The following is a 237-nucleotide window of genomic DNA, read 5'->3' on the forward strand; positions in this document are numbered from 1 at the left end:
TTCGGCCCGCTCTTGCCGCTTGCCTTGGGTTTGTCCATGTCCACAAGGCCGACGTTGCGATCGATGTGCTCAAGCTCGGCAGCGACGATCATCGGGTGTTCCTTGGGGTTGTAGATTAGCTTCATCCAGGCGATGGAGAACAGGATGCCCAGCTCGCCCATGACGATGAACACATGCTCCCAGCCCCAGGCGTTGACGATCAAGCCCATCAGCGGGGCGAATAGCACGGTGGCGAAG

At 59.5% G+C, this 237-nt stretch carries 1 pseudogene; it reads right to left on the reverse strand.

The window, feature by feature from the left end:
• Window positions 1-237: pseudogene (locus M2D63_RS26090) on the reverse strand (MFS transporter); the annotation flags it as partial.

It is taken from the genome of Pseudomonas sp. BJa5 (assembly GCF_030272875.2).
Taxonomy (GTDB): domain Bacteria; phylum Pseudomonadota; class Gammaproteobacteria; order Pseudomonadales; family Pseudomonadaceae; genus Aquipseudomonas.